Raw genomic sequence first — 18369 nt, forward strand, 5'->3', positions numbered from 1 at the left:
CAACTTAACGCAACAGTCGAAGTCCATTCAGAATCACCAAAATGGTACTGCCTTCATGACCAACCACTCCAAGTGGCAAAGCAATATCTTGTAAGAAGTTACCTGCGATTAACGCTAAAATAACTGTAATGGCAAACCACATATTATGCTTCACCGTGCGTTCGGCTCGCCGAGCTTGCCCGATTACCCAAGCAATCTCTTCGATATTATCATTCATAAGCACCGCATCGGCCACTTCAATTGCTGTCCCACTGCCTGATAACCCCATGCCCATCCCCACCGTTGCTGCCGCAAGCGCAGGCGCATCATTAACCCCGTCACCAACCATCAGCACATGACCATATTGCTCACGGAGCGCTTGCACCTGTGTGACCTTATCTTCAGGTAGCAGATCAGCATAGACCAGACTAACCCCGGTTTCACCGGCAATGACCGAAGCTGAACGGGCACGATCACCAGTTAACATCGCTACTTTGACACCCATGCTCTCCAGCTTCTTCACAGCTTCAACCGCCTGTGGACGGATCATATCCCGCATCGCAATCAAACCCGCAAACTCACCATTGACAGTTACAACAGATATCGTTTTGCCTTCCTGCTCCAGTCGGGTACATACCGCTTCCCAGTCTGCTTCACCGTTTACAAGTACATCATTGGCTATAGACTCCACAGCTTTGCCATTCTTAAATTCGCCAGTTGGCGTTACAGCTAGCGTTTCCGTAGCTTCTCTCTCTTCCATCGTCTGATTCTCTTGTATCTCTTGTGCCCAAACTGTTCCATCCAGCCGCCCAATCTTCCACACGACGCCATTTATGCTTCCTTGAATGCCGTGTCCTGTAATAGACTGCACATGCTCTGCCTCTTGTAGAGGTAAGTTTTCTTTACTCGCCTGTTCCACGATAGCCCGAGCAAGGGGATGCATCGAGAGATTTTCAACAGACGCCACTGCGGACAATAATTGCTCTCTGCTTACGCTCGGTGCAGTTAGGATATCCGTTACTTTGGGAGTTCCCATCGTGAGCGTGCCTGTTTTGTCAAAAGCGACCACTCGGGTATGAGCAATATTCTCCATATGTGCCCCTCCCTTGAACAAAATCCCGCGGCGAGCGCTGCTGGACATTGCGGACAGCATCACAGGCATGATGGAAGACACCAGTGCACAAGGTGATGCCACGACAAGAAAGACCATGGCTTTGTAAAAAGCTTCATTCCACGTCCATCCCAAGAGTAGTGGTGCTCCTACAATAACAAGAAGCGTAACACCTACAACAATTCGTGCATAGATACCTTCAAAACGTTCCATAAAACGTTGCGAATCCGGTACCTCGGCTTGCGCTTCCTCCACCAGCTTGATGATTTTTCCGAATAGTGAGCCCTCGGCCGACTTGGTGACTTCAACATATAACGCCCCCTCACCATTCACTGTACCAGCGTAAACTTCGTCCCCTGCACTCTTATCTACTGGCATCGATTCCCCGGTAATCGACGATTGATTGATAAAAGAACTTCCCCGATAAACAACTCCATCCGCAGGAATCAGCTCGCCTGGCTTCACGAGTAGCAGATCCCCTGGCTGCAAATCCTCAATCGCCACGATATTCATTTGTCCATCCTCGATCCGCAATGCCGTCTCCGGTTTAAGTGCCAGTAAGGATGAGATGTCTTTGTGACTGCGCTCCGTGGCGTAGCTTTCCAATGCTCCACTAAGGGCGAAAATAAAGATTAGCATCGCGCCTTCATTCCAATAACCAATTGTCGCCGCTCCAAGTGATGCGGCAATCATTAGCAAGTTAACGTCCAGATCACGATCCTTAACCAAAGTTTCGACACCTTCTTTGGCCTTCGTCCAGCCACCAATCCCATAAGCGGCAATGTAGATTATCACAGACATCGTGGCAAAATAAGGTGCTATCCCCCATGCAATCAGCATCATAATGCCACTGCCCAGCGCTGCCTGCATCTCCTTGTTCTGCAACATCGCGCGAAAATTCTTTTTCTTGCCCCGTTTGGGTCCAGGAGTATGGGCCGATTGTTGCTTGGCTTGCTGTTTCCCTTGTAAAGGTTGATGTATCGCTTGCATATAAATCACGTTCCCTTCGGAGGTTTTGTTCTCATCTGACTGCATTGCCCAAATTGTATTGAGAATGAGAGCCATTGTTATTGCCCTAAAAATGGCACATGCTGCTGCGGGAATCCCGCAGCAGCATGGTTTAGAGATGATTTGGCATTTTCATAGATCTGTAATCCAGTGAGAATGATAATCATTTTTGCGCTTATGCAATTATGTTTACTCAATACAACTTTAGCTCAATTATATGCCTATGCTGTTGATTTGTAAATGGGTGTTTCAGGCTAACGATCATGAGAAACCTTATTTCATCGAAAAAGCATCATTTTTAATGCTAACGATCACTAGGAACGCTATTCATTGCATTTAGCCCATTTCTCGCCCCTAAATGCTGAAAAATGAATAAATAACATCTCTGCTAATCGTTAGATTTTAAATCTCGGTAAAAAAGGCAAATAAACTCCGTGGAGATCGTTAGCGCTAGCTCCTCATTCTCCTCGTTCCAATGACCTAAAGATAAAGGCATACTCGGTTCAACCCCTTAATATTGGACACTAGCTAGCTTTTTCTCAGATTGACGCATCATAATGCAATGGATTTGGGCTCTATGGTTCCTTCGTTGACCAGGCGCAGGTAATCTGTCGGCGACCAGTCGTGTAGACTGCCGTGAATACGGTCTTTGTTGTAATAACGGATATAACGGTCTACCTCGGAAAAGGCTTCTTCGTAGCTTTCGAAACAATGTCGCTGGTAACACTCACGTTCCAGAACACTATGAAACGATTCAATAAAAGCATTTTTATTCGGTGTTCGAACGGGTGTCCGCTCATGCTCTAAACCTGCTTCTTCACAGAAGTTATAAAACGCTTTGCTTATAAACTGAGGGCCGTTATCGGTACGAATCACGAGCTTTGGCTCGGTCTTAGGGATACGTCGCGTTACCATAGCCTGCCGGAGCGTATGCAGGATGCTCTGCGTGTCGCAGGCTTTACCGCGATGGTGAGCGACGATTCGACGATCAAAAACATCAATAATACTTGCGAGGAAAAAGTGCCGGCGTTTCCCCGCAACATAACCGTACTTGATATCCATCTGCCACAATTGGTTAGGCCCATCTACCGTTCGGTTATTAGCTACTTTTCTCGGTACGGTATGGATTTGTTCGCGCTGAGGGAGAAGGATACTGAGAGACTTACAGAGCCGATATACTTTCTTTTTGTTAATTACCAGATTGTACTTTCGGCGTAACAACACGGTTAGTTTTCGGTAGCCAAACGCTGCATTTGGCCCTTGAATCAAACGACGAAGAAACCCGACAATCCGAGTGTCCGAAATACGATTCCCTTGCTGGTTGTAAGAGTATCCAGGGATTTTTCGTCCGCTACTTATGGGTTGCTGGCGTTCAGGGTGTTTCAAGTGATAATAATATGTTGAGCGAGGAACATCGCAGATCCGGAGCACCGTACGGACAGGATATCCTCGCTCAATCCAACCTATCGCGGTTTGTAGTCGGGATACTTTTTTTTAACGAGATCCTTAAGAATCTGGTTTTCTAATTCTTTTGCGCCAAGAAGTTTCAAAGCTTCATTGTATTTCTCCTGTAATTCTTGATAGTTGGCTACATCTTGCTGTATTTGTTGTGTTTCTTTTTGTTTTTTAGCCACCAGTTCCCCCACCTCATCTTCGTATTGACGAACCCAAGTCGTCAGCGTTTTAGGAGACATGCCGTACTTTCGTGCCACGACCTCTGTCCGGAGGCCAGAAAGCACCTCTACGACATACTCCTTTTTCGCCTCAACTGGGCATCTAAATCGTCTTTTCATGAACACTCTCCTCATTTCATTTAGTGTATCTGAGGTAGCTTTGAGTGTCCAATTGGATTAGGGGGCTTTAAAGTACTCGTTCGTTATGTACCTACCATAAAGCTTTTGCCACAAAGAACTCTCCATACAAAAAGGCCAAAGCCCGCTGAACGTGGCTTTGACCTTTCAAGTACGACATACTTTGATACACCTACAATTGTAACTTACTTTTACGCGCCTACACTTGCACCTTGGCTCGCTTTAATCGCCTGCTCCAGATCATAAATGATATCCTGAATGTTCTCCGTACCAATGGACAGACGAATCAATTCCGGATTTACGCCAGCTGCTGTTTGTTCTTCTTCCGTCAATTGAGCATGGGTTGTGCTTGCCGGATGGATGATCAATGACTTGGAGTCACCTACGTTAGCAAGGTGGGAGAACAGTTTCACGCTTTCGATCAATTTACGCCCTGCCTCTACACCGCCTTTAATGCCAAACGTCAGGATGGCACCTTGCCCTCTTGGCAGATATTTCTGTGCAAGTTCATAAGATGGATGACTTGGCAGACCTGCATAGCTCACCCACAGGACATCCTCATGTTTCTCCAGATACTCTGCAACTGCCAGCGCATTGCTACTATGACGTTCCACGCGAAGATGCAACGTCTCCAAACCTTGTACCAACAGCCAGGAGTTAAATGGTGAAATGGACGCTCCCAAGTCACGTAACAACTGTACACGTGCTTTAATAATATAAGCAATCGGGCCAACCGCTTCTGTGTATACAACCCCGTTATAACTTGGGTCCGGTTCAGTCAATCCTGGGAATTTCCCGCTTGCTTTCCAGTCGAATTTACCACTGTCCACGATGACACCACCGATGGATGTACCATGCCCACCAATGAACTTGGTTGCCGAGTGAACGACAATGTCCGCTCCATGTTCAATTGGACGAAGCAAATACGGGCTTGGGAACGTATTATCCACGATCAAAGGAATGCCATGTTCATGGGCAATTGCTGCCACGGCTTCAATATCAAGTACATTCCCCTTCGGGTTACCAATCGTTTCAGCGTACAATGCTTTTGTTTTCTCCGTAATCGCCGCTCGGAAGTTCTCCGGATCACTGGAATCTACAAATTTCACATCAAGGCCCAATTTCGGCAACGTTGTAGAGAAGAGGTTATACGTACCGCCATACAGACTTGCCGAGGACACGATCTCGTCTCCAGCACCGGCAATGTTCAGCAAAGAGAACGTAATAGCTGCCTGACCCGAAGCCGTAGCCAATGCGCCTGCTCCACCTTCCAGAGCAGCAATCCGCTGTTCAAATACATCCGTTGTTGGATTCATCAGACGCGTATAGATGTTGCCAAACTCTTTCAAACCAAACAGATTAGCAGCATGCTCCGTATCACGGAATCCATAAGATGTTGTCTGATACAAAGGCACAGCTCTAGATTGGGTTGTTGGGTCAATCTCTTGACCTGCATGAATAGCTAATGTTTCAAATGAAAGCTCACGTTCGTTTGACATAATACTGAATCCTCCCTTGATATATGCACTCTGGTGCATCCTGATCTCAATTGCTGGCTTCTTGATGTCTCATCATGGCGGCTTATGTTTTCCATATTCTCTCACAAGATGTCGGTTTTGAAAAGAGTTATTTCCGATCTTTCCGATAAGAAATGTTAATATGTAAAATATGATCCTGCTGTACTAAAAAAACCTTTGCCATGGCAAAGGTTTTTCAGTTCATTCATCGTTAGAACTTCTTCTACCTCATCTTACCTTCACAGCGTCCCATACCGCTCGCAGATGCTTGGCAGCAGGCACAGCCTCTTCTGCATTCACACCTTCCAGCGAGATATCAATGTGTGGTTTATACGTCTTGAGCAATTCGAAGAACAACGGATAATCCAGAATGCCCCCACCAGGGACAGGATTATACTTCTCACCCTGTGCATTGAAAGCTACATCTTTCGCATGAATCACGATCATCTTCTCATACAGCTTCTCCATTACTTCACGCAGAAAAGCTCCTTGATCTGCTGTATGATGCTGTTTAATCAGATTGCACGGATCAAACAACATGCCCAGATTGGATGACGGAATCTCTTCAAACAACCGGGTCATATGTTCATGGGTATGAAGCGTATGGGTCGCCACGGGTTCAATGGCAGCATGTACACCCCATTTTTCAGCTTCCTCCGTGATTTCCTCCAGCGTATCTTTCAGAACACTCCATGACTTTTCATCATATGTGTCTGGATGAGAATCCTTATAAGTCGTTCGTTCTCCTGTTTCTGTTGCCACCATACTGCACCCAAAATCCCGGGCATAACGCAGATGTTCCTTGAACCGGTTAATGTCTGCTCGACGGCTTACAGGATCAGGATCAATCGGGTTGATGTAACAGCCTAGAACGGCAATTTTCACCCCGCGGCTAGCAAATTGTTCTCCTACCTCATTAGCGAATCCAGGACTCAATTTGCCGTTCGCTGAATCCATGTCCGACAATGCTTTAGCAAGAGCCAGTTGCACGGAGTTGAATCCGTTGTCCGCAATGATTTGCGCCAGGTCAGCTGTAGGCCGTTTACCAAACGTATGGGCCAGAACACCAAGTTTCATCTCATTGCCTCCTTCTGCAAAACGGATCTCAGATGACGGATTAACGCGCCATCCAACCGCCGTCTACATTCAGTACGTGACCATTCAAATAATCCGATGCAGCAGAAGCCAGGAACACCACTGGACCTTTCAAGTCCTCAGGTGTTCCCCAGCGACCTGCTGGAATACGTGCCGTGATATCGCGGTAACGGTTCTCGTCCGCACGAATTTGAGTTGTATTATCCGTTTCCATGTAACCTGGAGCGATACCATTAATCTGAATGCCTTTGCCAGCCCATTCATTAGCCAGGGCTTTCGTCAACCCGGCAACGCCGTGTTTACTAGCCGTGTATCCTGGAACATTAATGCCACCTTGGTAGGAAAGCATCGATGCAATGTTAATGATTTTGCCGCTTCCACGTTCAATCATATGTCTCCCCGCCAGCTGGCTCAGGAAAAATACACTGTTCAGGTTCAACGCGATGACATCATGCCAATCCTGATGTGCGTGATCCGCTGCCGGAGTACGGCGAATAATGCCGGCATTGTTGACGAGAATATCAATTCTGCCTTGGAAAGCGAGCGCTTTTTCAAACACAGCTGACAGTTCTTCTTCTTTGCTTAGATCAGCTTCGATGATATATGCTTTACGTCCCAGTGCTTCAATTGCACTTGCCGTCTCCGCCGGTTTGGAGTAAGATACCAGCACCACATCTGCCCCCGCTTCAGCGAGGCCAACTGCCATCCCTTGCCCGAGTCCTCCTGAAGTACCTGTCACCATTGCAACTTGTCCGCTTAAATCAAATGGGTTCATGAACATTTCCTCCACATGTCTTTGATATGCAAATTACAACTGTATCGTTCGTTATTTCATTCCGTTAAAAATACATGAAGTTAACTTGTGTAATCCACGTTGACACCACTCTGCCTGTATAAAGCCGCTGTCTCTTCGTCCAGATTCCGGTCACTGATAATATAATCCAGTTCAGAGCACTGTGCGAAGGTACGGAGTGCGAATTGCCCGAATTTGTAATGATCCACTACGCCAAATACCTGCTGTGCAGCAGCAATCATTGCTTTCTTCAGAGGAACCAGATCGCCTGTATAGATGGACAAGCCAAATTCAGGATGAAGCGCCGTTGTTGAAATGAAGGCTTTGTGAATGTTCAGACCGGAAATAAATGCCGCCGTATCTTCACCCACCAGCATATTACGCACACGCGCTCCACCAGGAACGACCAGTCGCACCTGTTCCTTTTTCGTCAGCTCTGCAATGATGTATAAATCACTTGTGATCACCGTCAGCGGCTGGTTATCGAGCCGCTTGGCCATCTCTAGCGTGGTGCTGCCACCATCCAGTGCTACAATATCCCCAGGCTTAATATAAGCAAGTGCTCGTTCGGCAATCTCGGTTTTCTCGGACTGGTGTTTCTCCAGTGCCCCGCGGCTGTTCAGAATCCCATATTGGTCATTCTGAGCCAGCATAGCTCCGCCGTGTACACGCACGAGCAATCCCATACTCTCCAGCTTATCGAGATCCTCTCGCACCGTTTTGCCAGTCACCTGCAACAGTTCGCTCAGGTCACTAACCGTGACCTCCTGGCGTTCTAGCAGAGCCTCCATGATCTTTTCATGTCGTTTCAATGGATTCATCTAATCAACTTCCTATTTCTTTCTTATTTCAGATCCTTCATCGCTACGCCGTCCATGTCTTCGAACGTTTGGTTTTCTCCAGCCATTGCCCAGCAAAAAGTGTAATTGCTTGTGCCCACACCGCTGTGAATAGACCAGCTTGGAGAGATGATCGCCTGACGATCACGTACAACGAGATGACGCGTTTCCGTTGGCTCGCCCATCATATGGAATACAACGCCATCTTCAGGCAGGTTCCAGTACAGGTACACTTCGGAGCGGCGGTTATGCGTATGTGCCGGCATCGTGTTCCACATGTTACCTTTGTTCAACTCTGTGATACCCATAACGAGCTGACAGCTCTTGATCCCGCCCTCACCTTGGTGAATGTAACGGTAGATAGTACGTTCGTTGGAGGTTTCGATGCTGCCGAGGTGGTTCGGCTGTGCTTGCTCTTGAGTTGCTTTTACCGTTGGATAGGTATGGTGAGCCGGTGTAGAAACAAAGTAGAACTGAGCCGCCTGCTCTGTGCCATTGCTCTTGAATACCACTTCCTTAACGCCCTTACCGATGTAGAGGCATTCTTTGGCTCCAATCTCATACACTTCTCCGTCCGCTGTTACTGTACCTTGTCCACCCACGTTGATGATACCGATTTCACGGCGCTCCAGGAAGAAGTCTGTTCCGATATCTTTCAGGTTTACTTCAAGAGTGATGTCCTTGCTTTGTGTAACCGCTGTTCCGACAATGTAACGATCCACATGGGAGTACACAGTCACCAGTTCGTCTTTGGCAAACAATTGCTCCATAAGGAATTCCTCACGCAAACGAGCTGTATCATACGTTTTTACTTCATTCGGGTGTGCTGCATAACGGTTTTCCATTTGTAATCCATTCCTTTCGTCATGTGAATTAAGTTTAGAGTTGAACTCATTGTTGCTTTGTGGCATTCAATGAAGTTCACTATGTTTATTAAAGTTCATATGAGTTCATTTTAGTTCATTTCCTATCATTTGTGTACCCTTATTTTTATGATTCAACCAAATCACTGAATTGTGTTGGCTATTTCTAGTAAAACTTGTGACTCCAGTAACAATAAAACTCACTACGAAAAAAAGATGATTTCTGCAAGATGCAGAGATCACCCTTTTTTAGTCAACTCTCTTTTTTTAGATCACTTGATGAATAGAACTGTATTTACATTAGATCAATTCGGACTTTTGAAGAAGCTTCCGGATAATCGTGGCTACCTCAGCTCTTGTAATATAAGCCTTAGGTACAAGTGCTGTGGCACTTCTGCCAGATATGATGCCTGCTTGAACACTTTCCATAACGCTACTTTGTGCCCACTGAGAGACACTAGCCGCATCTTGGAATGAATGAAGTATTCCATCTGTCGATTGTACAGGCTGCTTTTCCTTCAATCTGGTCAGAGTCATTGCCTTGGAAAGGATCACCATTGCCTGTTCACGTGTAATCTTATCCATCGGACGGAAGGTACCATCTGGATAGCCATCAAGCAATTCGTATGCATAAGCCGTACTAATTACACTGCTGTACCAATCGGAAGACTTAACGTCCGAGAAAAGCGTAGTCTCGTTCTCAAGTTTAAGCCCCAGTCCTCGAACAACGCTGGCTGCGAATTCGGCGCGTGTAATATCTTGGTCGGGATTGAACTGTTCATTGCCGATACCGTTGACAATCATTCGGGAACCCATATCGTTCACAGCTTCTTTAGCCCAGTGCTTTGCAACATCACTGAATTCTAGTGGGTGCCAGACAACGCTATAAGTGCTGTTTGTTAAACTGTTGATCTGAGCGTAATACATTCCCTCCTTGAAAATCACTTTGGTTGGTACATGCCTTACCGATCCATCCGGCTCTATCACCAAGCCTGTTGTGATCTTATTCGGATCAATACCGTTCGGAAGAGCAACGCTTCTTTCAACATATGCGTTAAATTTTGATACGTCAATGGTCGTACTTCCATATGTTGCGCTAATCTTGAAATCCGTCGGTGGAGCAACGAGCGTGAGCCCAATCTTCCCTGCCGCTTGGTCTACCACTTGCATCATATCCGTTATTGGAGCGGCAATTTCAATGCGAACTTTGATGTCTTGCAGGTTCAACTCTTTACCCAATTGGGCGGATAGGGCATTAATATTTATTTGTTGAGCTGGCAAGGTATATGTTGCTCGGGCTGTTCTAATCTCCAATGTTGCACTATAGTTTTCCAGATTTTTAATCATCTGACCGTTCAATTCACCAATCACAATATCCGATTTCGTATTAACCGGTAAAGTCACTACGGCTCCTGAACCTTCCGATGCAAGCTTGTTGTCCAGCTTGTTCTGGTCGACGGATATCGTGGTCACGCTTTGATTGTTGCGTTGCGATGTCGTGGCTGTACCCGCACTCTCCACTTTCCCGTTAACAAGAATGTCTACTCCAGTAGTGCCGCTTGAAGGAGCGATGCTACCAGAACTGCTATTTATCGAACTAGTCGGCGAACTTGGTACGTTAGGGTTGTTAGGCACGTTCGGTGCATTATCCGTCGTGATGTTCGAGACAACGTTCGATGTACCGGCATTCGCGCCGCCAGCGACTACGAGGCGGAAATTATATGACGTTGCCGGGTTCAATCCTGTTACGGTTGCACTTGTGGCATTGGACGCAAGGGCTCCGCTTGTAGAGGCCGTTGTCCACGTGTTCGTGCCCGCTGGCGATTGTTCGATCACCAGCCCTGTTGCTCCGCTCGCTGCTGTCCAGCTAAAGCTTGCACTTGTACTCGTCTTCGCCGTATTCGCAAAGTCGGTGAGTGGCACGCTCGGTGCATTATCTGTCGTGATGTTCGAGACCACATTCGATGTGCCTGCATTCATACCGCCAGTGACCACAAGTCGGAAATCATACGATGTGGCTGGGTTCAACCCTGTTACCGTGGCACTTGTGGCGTTGGTCGCAAGGGCTCCGCTTGTAAACGCTGTAGTCCATATATTCGCACCAGCAGCTGATTGTTCGATCACGATTCCGGTTGCTCCGCTGGCTTCTGTCCAGCTAAAGCTTGCCGTTGTACTCGTTTTCGCCGTACTCGCAAAGTCCGTGAGCGGCACGCTCGGTGCATTATCCGTCGTCACACTCGAGACAATGTTTGATGTGCCCGCATTCGCACCGCCAGTGACCACGAGTCGGAAGTCATACGATGTGGCCGGGTTTAATCCTATTACCGCGCCACTTGTGGCATTGGCCGCAAGGGCCCCGCTTGTGGACGATGTTGTCCATGTGTTCGCACCTGCTGGCGATTGTTCGATCACGATTCCGGTTGCTCCGCTGGCTGCTGTCCAGCTAAAACTTGCGCTTGTACTCGTTTTCGCCGTATTGGAGAAGTCCGTGAGCGGCACGCTCGATGCATTGTCCGTCGTGATGTTCGAAACCATGTTCGATGTGCCAGCGTTCGTACCACCAGTGACCACGAGTCGGAAGTCATACGATGTGGCCGGGTTTAATCCTATTACCGTGCCACTTGTGGCATTGGTCGCAAGGGCTCCGCTTGTAGACGTTGTAGTCCACGTGTTCGCACCTGCTGGGGATTGTTCAATCACAATTCCGGTTGCTCCGCTGGCTGCTGTCCAGCTAAAACTTGCACTTGTACTCGTCTTCGCCGTATTCGCAAAGTCGGTGAGTGGCATGCTCGGTGCATTATCTGTCGTGATGTTCGAAACCACGTTCGATGTGCCAGCGTTCGTACCACCAGTGACCACAAGACGGAAGTCATACGATGTAGCCGGGTTCAATCCTGTTACCGTGCCACTTGTGGCATTGGCCGCAAGGGCTCCGCTTGTGGACGATGTTGTCCACGTATCCGTGCCCGCTGGAGATTGTTCAATCACGATTCCGGTTGCCCCGCTGGCTGCTGTCCAGCTAAAGCTTGCCGTTGTACTTGTCTTCGCCGTATTCGCAAAGTCGATCAGCGGCACGCTTGGTGCATTATCCGTCGTGATGTTCGAAACCACGTTCGATGTACCGGCATTCCCACCACCAGTAACCACAAGTCGGAAGTCATACGATGTTGCCGGGTTCAATCCTGTTACCGTGCCACTTGTGGCGTTGGTCGCAAGGGCTCCACTTGTAGACGCTGTAGTCCATGTATTCGTGCCCGCTGGAGATTGTTCGATCACGATTCCAGTTGCTCCGCTCGCTGCTGTCCAGCTAAAGCTTGCACTTGTACTCGTTTTCGCCGTATTCGCAAAGTCGGTCAGCGGCACGCTTGGTGCATTATCTGTCGTGATGTTCGAGACCACGTTTGATGTGCCCTCATTCGTACCGCCAGTGACCACAAGACGGAAGTCATACGATGTGGCTGGGTTCAATCCTGTTACGGTTGCACTTGCGGCATTGGACGCAAGGGCTCCGCTTGTAGATGCCGTAGTCCATGTATTCGCACCTGCTGGGGATTGTTCGATCACGATTCCGGTTGCTCCGCTGACTGCTGTCCAGCTAAAGCTTCCGGTTGTACTCGTCTTCGCCGTATTCGCAAAGTCGGTCAGCGGCACGCTTGGTGCATTATCTGTCGTGATGTTCGAGACCACGTTTGATGTGCCCTCATTCGTACCGCCAGTGACCACAAGACGGAAGTCATACGATGTGGCTGGGTTCAAACCTGTTACGGTTGCACTTGTGGCGTTGGTCGCAATCGTTCCACTTGTTTGTGCCGTTGTCCATGTATTCATGCCCGCTGGGGATTGTTCAATCACGATCCCGGTTGCTCCGCTAGCTGCTGTCCAGCTAAAGCTTGCACTTGTACTCGTTTTCGCCGTATTGGCGAAGTCCGTGAGCGGCAAGCTCGGTGCATTGTCCGTCGTGATGTTCGAGACCACATTCGATGTGCCGGCATTCGTACCGCCAGTGACCACGAGGCGGAAGTCATACGATGTGGCTGGGTTCAAACCTGTTACGGTTGCACTTGTGGCGTTGGTCGCAATCGTTCCACTTGTTTGTGCCGTTGTCCATGTATTCATGCCCGCTGGGGATTGTTCAATCATGATTCCGGTTGCTCCACTGGCTGCTGTCCAGCTAAAGCTTGCACTTGTACTCGTTTTCGCTGTACTCGCAAAATCGGTGAGCGGTACGCTCGGTGCATTGTCCGTCGTGATGTTCGAAACCACGTTCGATGTGCCAGCGTTCGTACCACCAGTGACCACAAGACGGAAGTCATACGATGTAGCCGGGTTCAATCCTGTTACCGTGCCACTTGTGTCGTTGGTCGCAAGGGCTCCGCTTGTAGACGCTGTAGTCCACGTGTTCGCGCCCGCAGGGGATTGTTCAATCACAATTCCAGTTGCTCCGCTCGCTGCTGTCCAGCTAAAGCTTGCACTTGTACTCGTTTTCGCCGTATTCGCAAAATTAGAAATCGGTGCCATCCTGTTGATACTAATCTTGTAGTACAAGGTTGTATTGTCTGCCGCAACCACTTTGATGTATACATCTGTTCCTGAACCCAATGTAAGGTTTACAGTGCCGACATCAGGCGTCACGAAAGTACTGTCTGTTCCGTAGAAAGTCACCATTGCACCTGCGTCGTGCTTGACGATATCCCCGGCCGATACAGATGATACTCCATTACTTACCTCGATGGTTGCAGTCTTCGGAGCTGACGTTGTACCCGCTTCCGCTCCTGTTGTAATGTTTTGCCCCAATACACTGCTCAAACTTGCATCGTTGCTTGAGCTGGAAGAAGCAAAAAAGTCGGTTTGTTTTCCATAAACATAACTTGCTTTAGTTGTGTCCTTTTCAAAGTACTGCAACATCAGATTCCCGGTTGACGGAACAAAAGGATGCAACCAGTCCAAATTCTTGCCTATCATATTGCTTAATTCGGGAATATCATTCTTCCCTTTCATCCAAATATTACTTCCAGCGAATTTTCCATAATAATAATAAGAGGTAGCCGCATAATTTGATGGATCAATGGAAACTGCAAGGACAAACATATTATCATTCGCATCGATAACCAAGCGGCTCACCGCTTGAGGAGAATCGTTTGAAGTTGCGACGTAGTCGACATTATCAATTACTGTTGTTTCCCATGAACCCCCGTTTCCGGTATTAGATACAACTTTAAATCCTGCATCCCCATAGAGAACATGAATGTGATCCGATGAATCTATTGCGGATCCGTAATAAGAATAATAGATATCATCTCCCGTTAGTACTTTAGTGGAAGTGGCAAAGGGGGCGCTGGATACATAGATATCGGGACCTCTAGTCGCATTATCAATAGAATAAACAACACTAAAGTTTCCGTGGTTATCATTCAAGAGACTATTAAACCTAACATTATCCCCTGTATTCAATACGGTCTCAGACCAAGTGGTATTTGCATTCGAGCCAGTATTAATCTTAATGTGGTAATTTTTTGGATCTAGGTTTGAGTTTTTGACATAGGCAATAGTAGCGTCACCCGATGAATTCACTTGAAGTTGCAACGAATTATAAAAGTAGCGGTCTGCACTCAGTTGTGTAGGAAGACCCTGTGTCTCTATTTCCGAAAATTCACTTGACCAAGAATTGTTGTTTGTATTGTATGTGCCGTAATATACTCCTTTGGAATAGGAATACCAATTCAAATCATGGAAAGAACCCGTTTTTATAAAAGCAACATGTAATGTGCCGTTGGTGTCAAATGCCATCTTTAATTCCCCATAATAGACATCAAGTTGATTCAGTCCAACCGCTGCGTTGACACTTGTTTCTAGTGAAAAAGAATTACTCGCCGAAGTCCATTTATAAATTTTAAAATCCTTAGTACCCTGGCTTCCACCTTGAACAGTTCCCATTTGAGGATATGCGAGATACATATCCCCATTCGAGGCTTTGGCCACTGCCGATGGTATGCCATTAAATTCAGGATATGAATTGCTTGTAATCCCTGAAGCAGCCGATACAGGAAATGAATGCAAACTAACGAAAAGTACAATTGCCATGAAAGAAGAGAACACCTTATTAAGGTAGCTCTTTGCATTTTTTGTTGGATGGGATAAATGTCTTTGCATCCCGATTTTTTCAGCTGTAGCCTTTTTCATCGCTATTCTCCTTTTTATTGAACCGTAGATTATGCAAGAGTTATTACAAATCTTATTTTGATCGAGATTACATCACTGATTTTAGAATCCTAAATTTAAAGTTTCACCCCAGCCCCTCCCACAAATCATCCCTATAAAGTCTATATCGGTTTGTAACCATACCGCCATCAGACCTAATTGAAAAAAAAGAACCTTCCTGTCTGAAAATTCAGACAAGAAGGTTCTCGTTAAAGACTATTAATGTGCAACTGCGTTGTTCAGCATGATCCAGATCGAACCAATAACGATAGTCAACATCATCAGCAATCCGAAAATGAGAGCCATCACGTTCCAGCGAGGTTTCTCTGTTTCACGGATATGCATGAAGAAGAAGAGTTGAACGACAAACTGCAGTGCCGCAGTTCCCAGAATAACAATCATCGTTCCTGTTTTGCCCATCATGTCGTTCAGCACCACTACCAGAGGAATGATGGTCAGAACGATGGACAGTATGAAGCCGATGACATAAGACTTCAGGGAACCATGTTGTTCATGGCCATGAGAATCATGTGCGTTGTGCTGTGCCATCTACATCACCCCCATCAGATAGACGATGGTCAGGAGGAAGATCCATACAACGTCCAAGAAGTGCCAGTACAAGCTGATTACGTTGATTTTACCGCGAGTGACATCGGTAATACCCCGTTTTTTCAGTTGGAACATCAGGCCAATCATCCAGATCAGACCGAGCGATACGTGAAGTCCGTGAGTACCCACGAGGGTAAAGAACGCGCCGGATGCTGCACTTGTTGTGTAGCTGAATCCTTCGTGAATCATCTCAACGAACTCAGTTATTTCCAGCGCGATAAAGCCCGCACCCAGAACGGCTGTAACGATCAACCAGTTAATCAGTTGTTTCACTTTACCCTGGTTCATTGCCAGAACCGCAAGTCCGCTCGTAAATGAACTTGTGAGCAACAAGAAGGTTTCAGCAATAACACCAGGCATTTTGATCAGTTCAGACAAAATTGGTCCGCCCGCCGTATTGTCACGCAACACAATGAAGGTTGCGAACAATACGGAGAACAGGATAACGTCGGAAATCAGGAAGAACCAGAATCCGAGAATTTTCATTTCCTGTGGATCATGGTGGCCATGGTCATGACCGTGTGCATGATTCTCACCGTGTTTAGCGGCTGCTTGAGCCATCTATACCGACCCCCTTAACGACGCTTCGGTACGCTTGATTTCATCGACCGGAATGTAATAATCCGTATCGTAAGAGAAGGAACGAGCAATCATGCAGATACCCACGCCAGCGAGTCCGAGGATTGCCATCCACAGCCATCCAAAGACGAAGCCGAAACCAGCAACGAACCAGAAGACAGACATAATGAACGGAATCGAGGAATTTTTCGGCATATGAATTGGCTCATATACAGGCTCAGGCGGATGAATGCCTTTCGCACGACGTTCTTTCTCTTCCCACCACTCATCCACATCATCTCCGCGCGGTGTAACAGCGAAGTTGTATTCTGGTGCTGGTGAAGGAATCGACCACTCGAGCGTACGACCATCCCATGGATCGCCAGAAGCTTTGAGTGTTTTGTATTTGCGAATACCGTCTGCAATTTGTGCAACTTGGAACAAGAATCCAACACCCATCAGGAATGCCCCGATTGTGGATACGAAGTTCAGTTCCCACCAGCCGGTATCCCAACCGTAAGTGCTCAGACGACGAGTCATACCCATCAGACCGACAGCATACTGCGGCATGAAGCACACATAGAAACCAATATTCCAAGTCCAGAATGCCCATTTGCCCAGTTTCTCTTCCAATTGGAAACCGAACATTTTTGGCCACCAGTAGTACAGACCTGCGAAGTATCCGAAGACAACGCCACCGATCAATACTTGGTGGAAGTGGGCAATCAGGAAGTAACTGTTGTGGAACTGGAAGTCAGCAGGAGCAACGGATAACAGAACCCCTGTCATACCCCCGACGATAAAGCACGGGATAAAGGCAAGTGTCCACATCATCGGAGTGGCCATGCGTATCCTTCCTTTATACATCGTAAACAGCCAGTTAAATATCTTAACCCCTGTTGGAATGGCAATCAACATCGTTGTAACCGCGAAGAATGCATTAACGTCCGCTCCGGAACCCATCGTGAAGAAGTGATGCGCCCAAGTGAAGAAGGACAGGAAGCTGATGATCAGCATCGCGAATACCATCGATTTGTAACCAAACAGTTTTTTCTTCGAGAATGTACTTACAATCTCGGAGAACACACCAAATGCCGGCAAGACGACAATGTATACCTCAGGGTGACCCCACATCCAGATCAAGTTGATATACATCATTGGGTTGCCGCCCAGATCAAGTGTGAAGAAATGCGCCCCGGCAAACCTGTCGAGGAAGAGCAATGCAAGCGTCACAGTCAAGATCGGGAATGCAAACAAGATAATGATACAAGTGGAGAATACCGACCATGTGAACATCGGCAGTTTCATCCATTTCATGCCTGGCGCACGCATTTTAATGATGGTAACCATAAAGTTGATACCGGTTGCCAGGGAACCGATACCCGATATCTGGATACCCCATATATAGAAGTTCTGTCCTACCCCTGGACTGTGTGACAGCTCCGATAGAGGCGGGTAACTCAGCCATCCTGCATCCGGTGAACCACCGATGACGAAGGACAGGTTGAACAGCATTGCGCCCAGGAAGAATAACCAGAAGCTTAGTGCGTTCAGGAACGGGAATGCAACGTCCCTCGCTCCGATCTGTAACGGCACAATAACGTTAAACAAACCGAACATAAATGGCATCGCCATGAACAGGATCATGATCGTACCATGTGTTGTGAAGACCTGATTATAGTGTTCTGGATGTAAGAAATCCATATTAGGCATAGCCAGCTGCAGACGCATCATCAATGCATCCACACCACCACGGAACAACATGATAATGGAAGCAATGATATACATAATACCGATCTTTTTGTGATCGACAGTAGTTAACCAGTTACGCCAGAGCCAGCCCCATTTTTTGAAATAAGTCAGCACCGTTACGATGGTAATCATCGTAATTCCGATCGCCACGTCTGCTCCATAGATCAGCGGGTCACCGGTAACGAAAAACTCCGATGCAAACTCCTTTAATCTCTCTAACATTGGGGGCCTCCTTT

At 47.3% G+C, this 18369-nt stretch carries 12 protein-coding genes; all 12 read right to left on the reverse strand.

The genetic code is table 11. The features are described from left to right. Positions 1–4: 4 nt before the first annotated feature. The 12 genes from MHI38_RS11675 to MHI38_RS11730 all read right to left on the reverse strand — a co-directional run bounded on the left by MHI38_RS11675 (position 5) and on the right by MHI38_RS11730 (position 18355). Positions 5–2080 (reverse strand): heavy metal translocating P-type ATPase, encoded by a 2076-nt coding sequence (locus tag MHI38_RS11675; RefSeq protein ID WP_308723213.1) that lies wholly within the window; start codon positions 2078–2080, stop codon positions 5–7. Between the two features lie 570 nt (positions 2081–2650). Then, positions 2651–3565, reverse strand: a complete 915-nt coding sequence (locus MHI38_RS11680) for an IS3 family transposase (RefSeq protein WP_341181917.1) — start codon at positions 3563–3565, stop codon at positions 2651–2653. Next, positions 3562–3891, reverse strand: a complete 330-nt coding sequence (locus tag MHI38_RS11685) for a transposase (protein WP_308723560.1) — start codon at positions 3889–3891, stop codon at positions 3562–3564. Before MHI38_RS11685 ends, MHI38_RS11680 begins: the two co-directional genes overlap by 4 nt. A 209-nt stretch (positions 3892–4100) precedes the next feature. Beyond that, a complete protein-coding gene (locus tag MHI38_RS11690) occupies positions 4101–5408 on the reverse strand; it encodes a homocysteine synthase (protein WP_154891739.1) in 1308 nt (435 codons plus the stop codon). Positions 5409–5654: 246 nt separating this feature from the next. Further along, the gene (locus MHI38_RS11695) at positions 5655–6503 is read right to left on the reverse strand and encodes a TIM barrel protein (RefSeq protein ID WP_154891740.1); all 849 of its coding nucleotides are present in this window, start codon (positions 6501–6503) and stop codon (positions 5655–5657) included. A 40-nt stretch (positions 6504–6543) separates the two neighbouring features. Next, positions 6544–7296, reverse strand: coding sequence for a 2-dehydro-3-deoxy-D-gluconate 5-dehydrogenase KduD (gene kduD / locus MHI38_RS11700; protein WP_090924445.1), 753 nt, complete (start codon positions 7294–7296; stop codon positions 6544–6546). Between the two features lie 80 nt (positions 7297–7376). Continuing rightward, a complete protein-coding gene (locus MHI38_RS11705) occupies positions 7377–8135 on the reverse strand; it encodes a DeoR/GlpR family DNA-binding transcription regulator (RefSeq protein ID WP_145334811.1) in 759 nt (252 codons plus the stop codon). A 23-nt stretch (positions 8136–8158) separates the two neighbouring features. Then, the gene (gene kduI, locus MHI38_RS11710) at positions 8159–8998 is read right to left on the reverse strand and encodes a 5-dehydro-4-deoxy-D-glucuronate isomerase (RefSeq protein ID WP_090924443.1); all 840 of its coding nucleotides are present in this window, start codon (positions 8996–8998) and stop codon (positions 8159–8161) included. Positions 8999–9316: 318 nt separating this feature from the next. Continuing rightward, positions 9317–15097 carry a fibronectin type III domain-containing protein gene (locus MHI38_RS11715; protein WP_341181270.1) on the reverse strand — a complete coding sequence of 1927 codons (5781 nt, stop codon included), beginning with the start codon at positions 15095–15097 and terminating at the stop codon, positions 9317–9319. Positions 15098–15433: 336 nt separating this feature from the next. Next, positions 15434–15763 (reverse strand): cytochrome o ubiquinol oxidase subunit IV, encoded by a 330-nt coding sequence (gene cyoD / locus MHI38_RS11720; RefSeq protein ID WP_090924960.1) that lies wholly within the window; start codon positions 15761–15763, stop codon positions 15434–15436. Continuing rightward, positions 15764–16384 carry a cytochrome o ubiquinol oxidase subunit III gene (gene cyoC / locus MHI38_RS11725; protein ID WP_154891742.1) on the reverse strand — a complete coding sequence of 207 codons (621 nt, stop codon included), beginning with the start codon at positions 16382–16384 and terminating at the stop codon, positions 15764–15766. Further along, entirely contained in the window at positions 16385–18355 is a 1971-nt protein-coding gene (locus MHI38_RS11730) for a cbb3-type cytochrome c oxidase subunit I (RefSeq protein WP_090924958.1), read from the reverse strand. It lies immediately after the preceding gene. Positions 18356–18369: the final 14 nt, after the last annotated feature.

The organism is Paenibacillus sp. FSL K6-1558, from assembly GCF_038002565.1.
In the GTDB taxonomy this organism is placed as follows: domain Bacteria; phylum Bacillota; class Bacilli; order Paenibacillales; family Paenibacillaceae; genus Paenibacillus; species Paenibacillus polysaccharolyticus.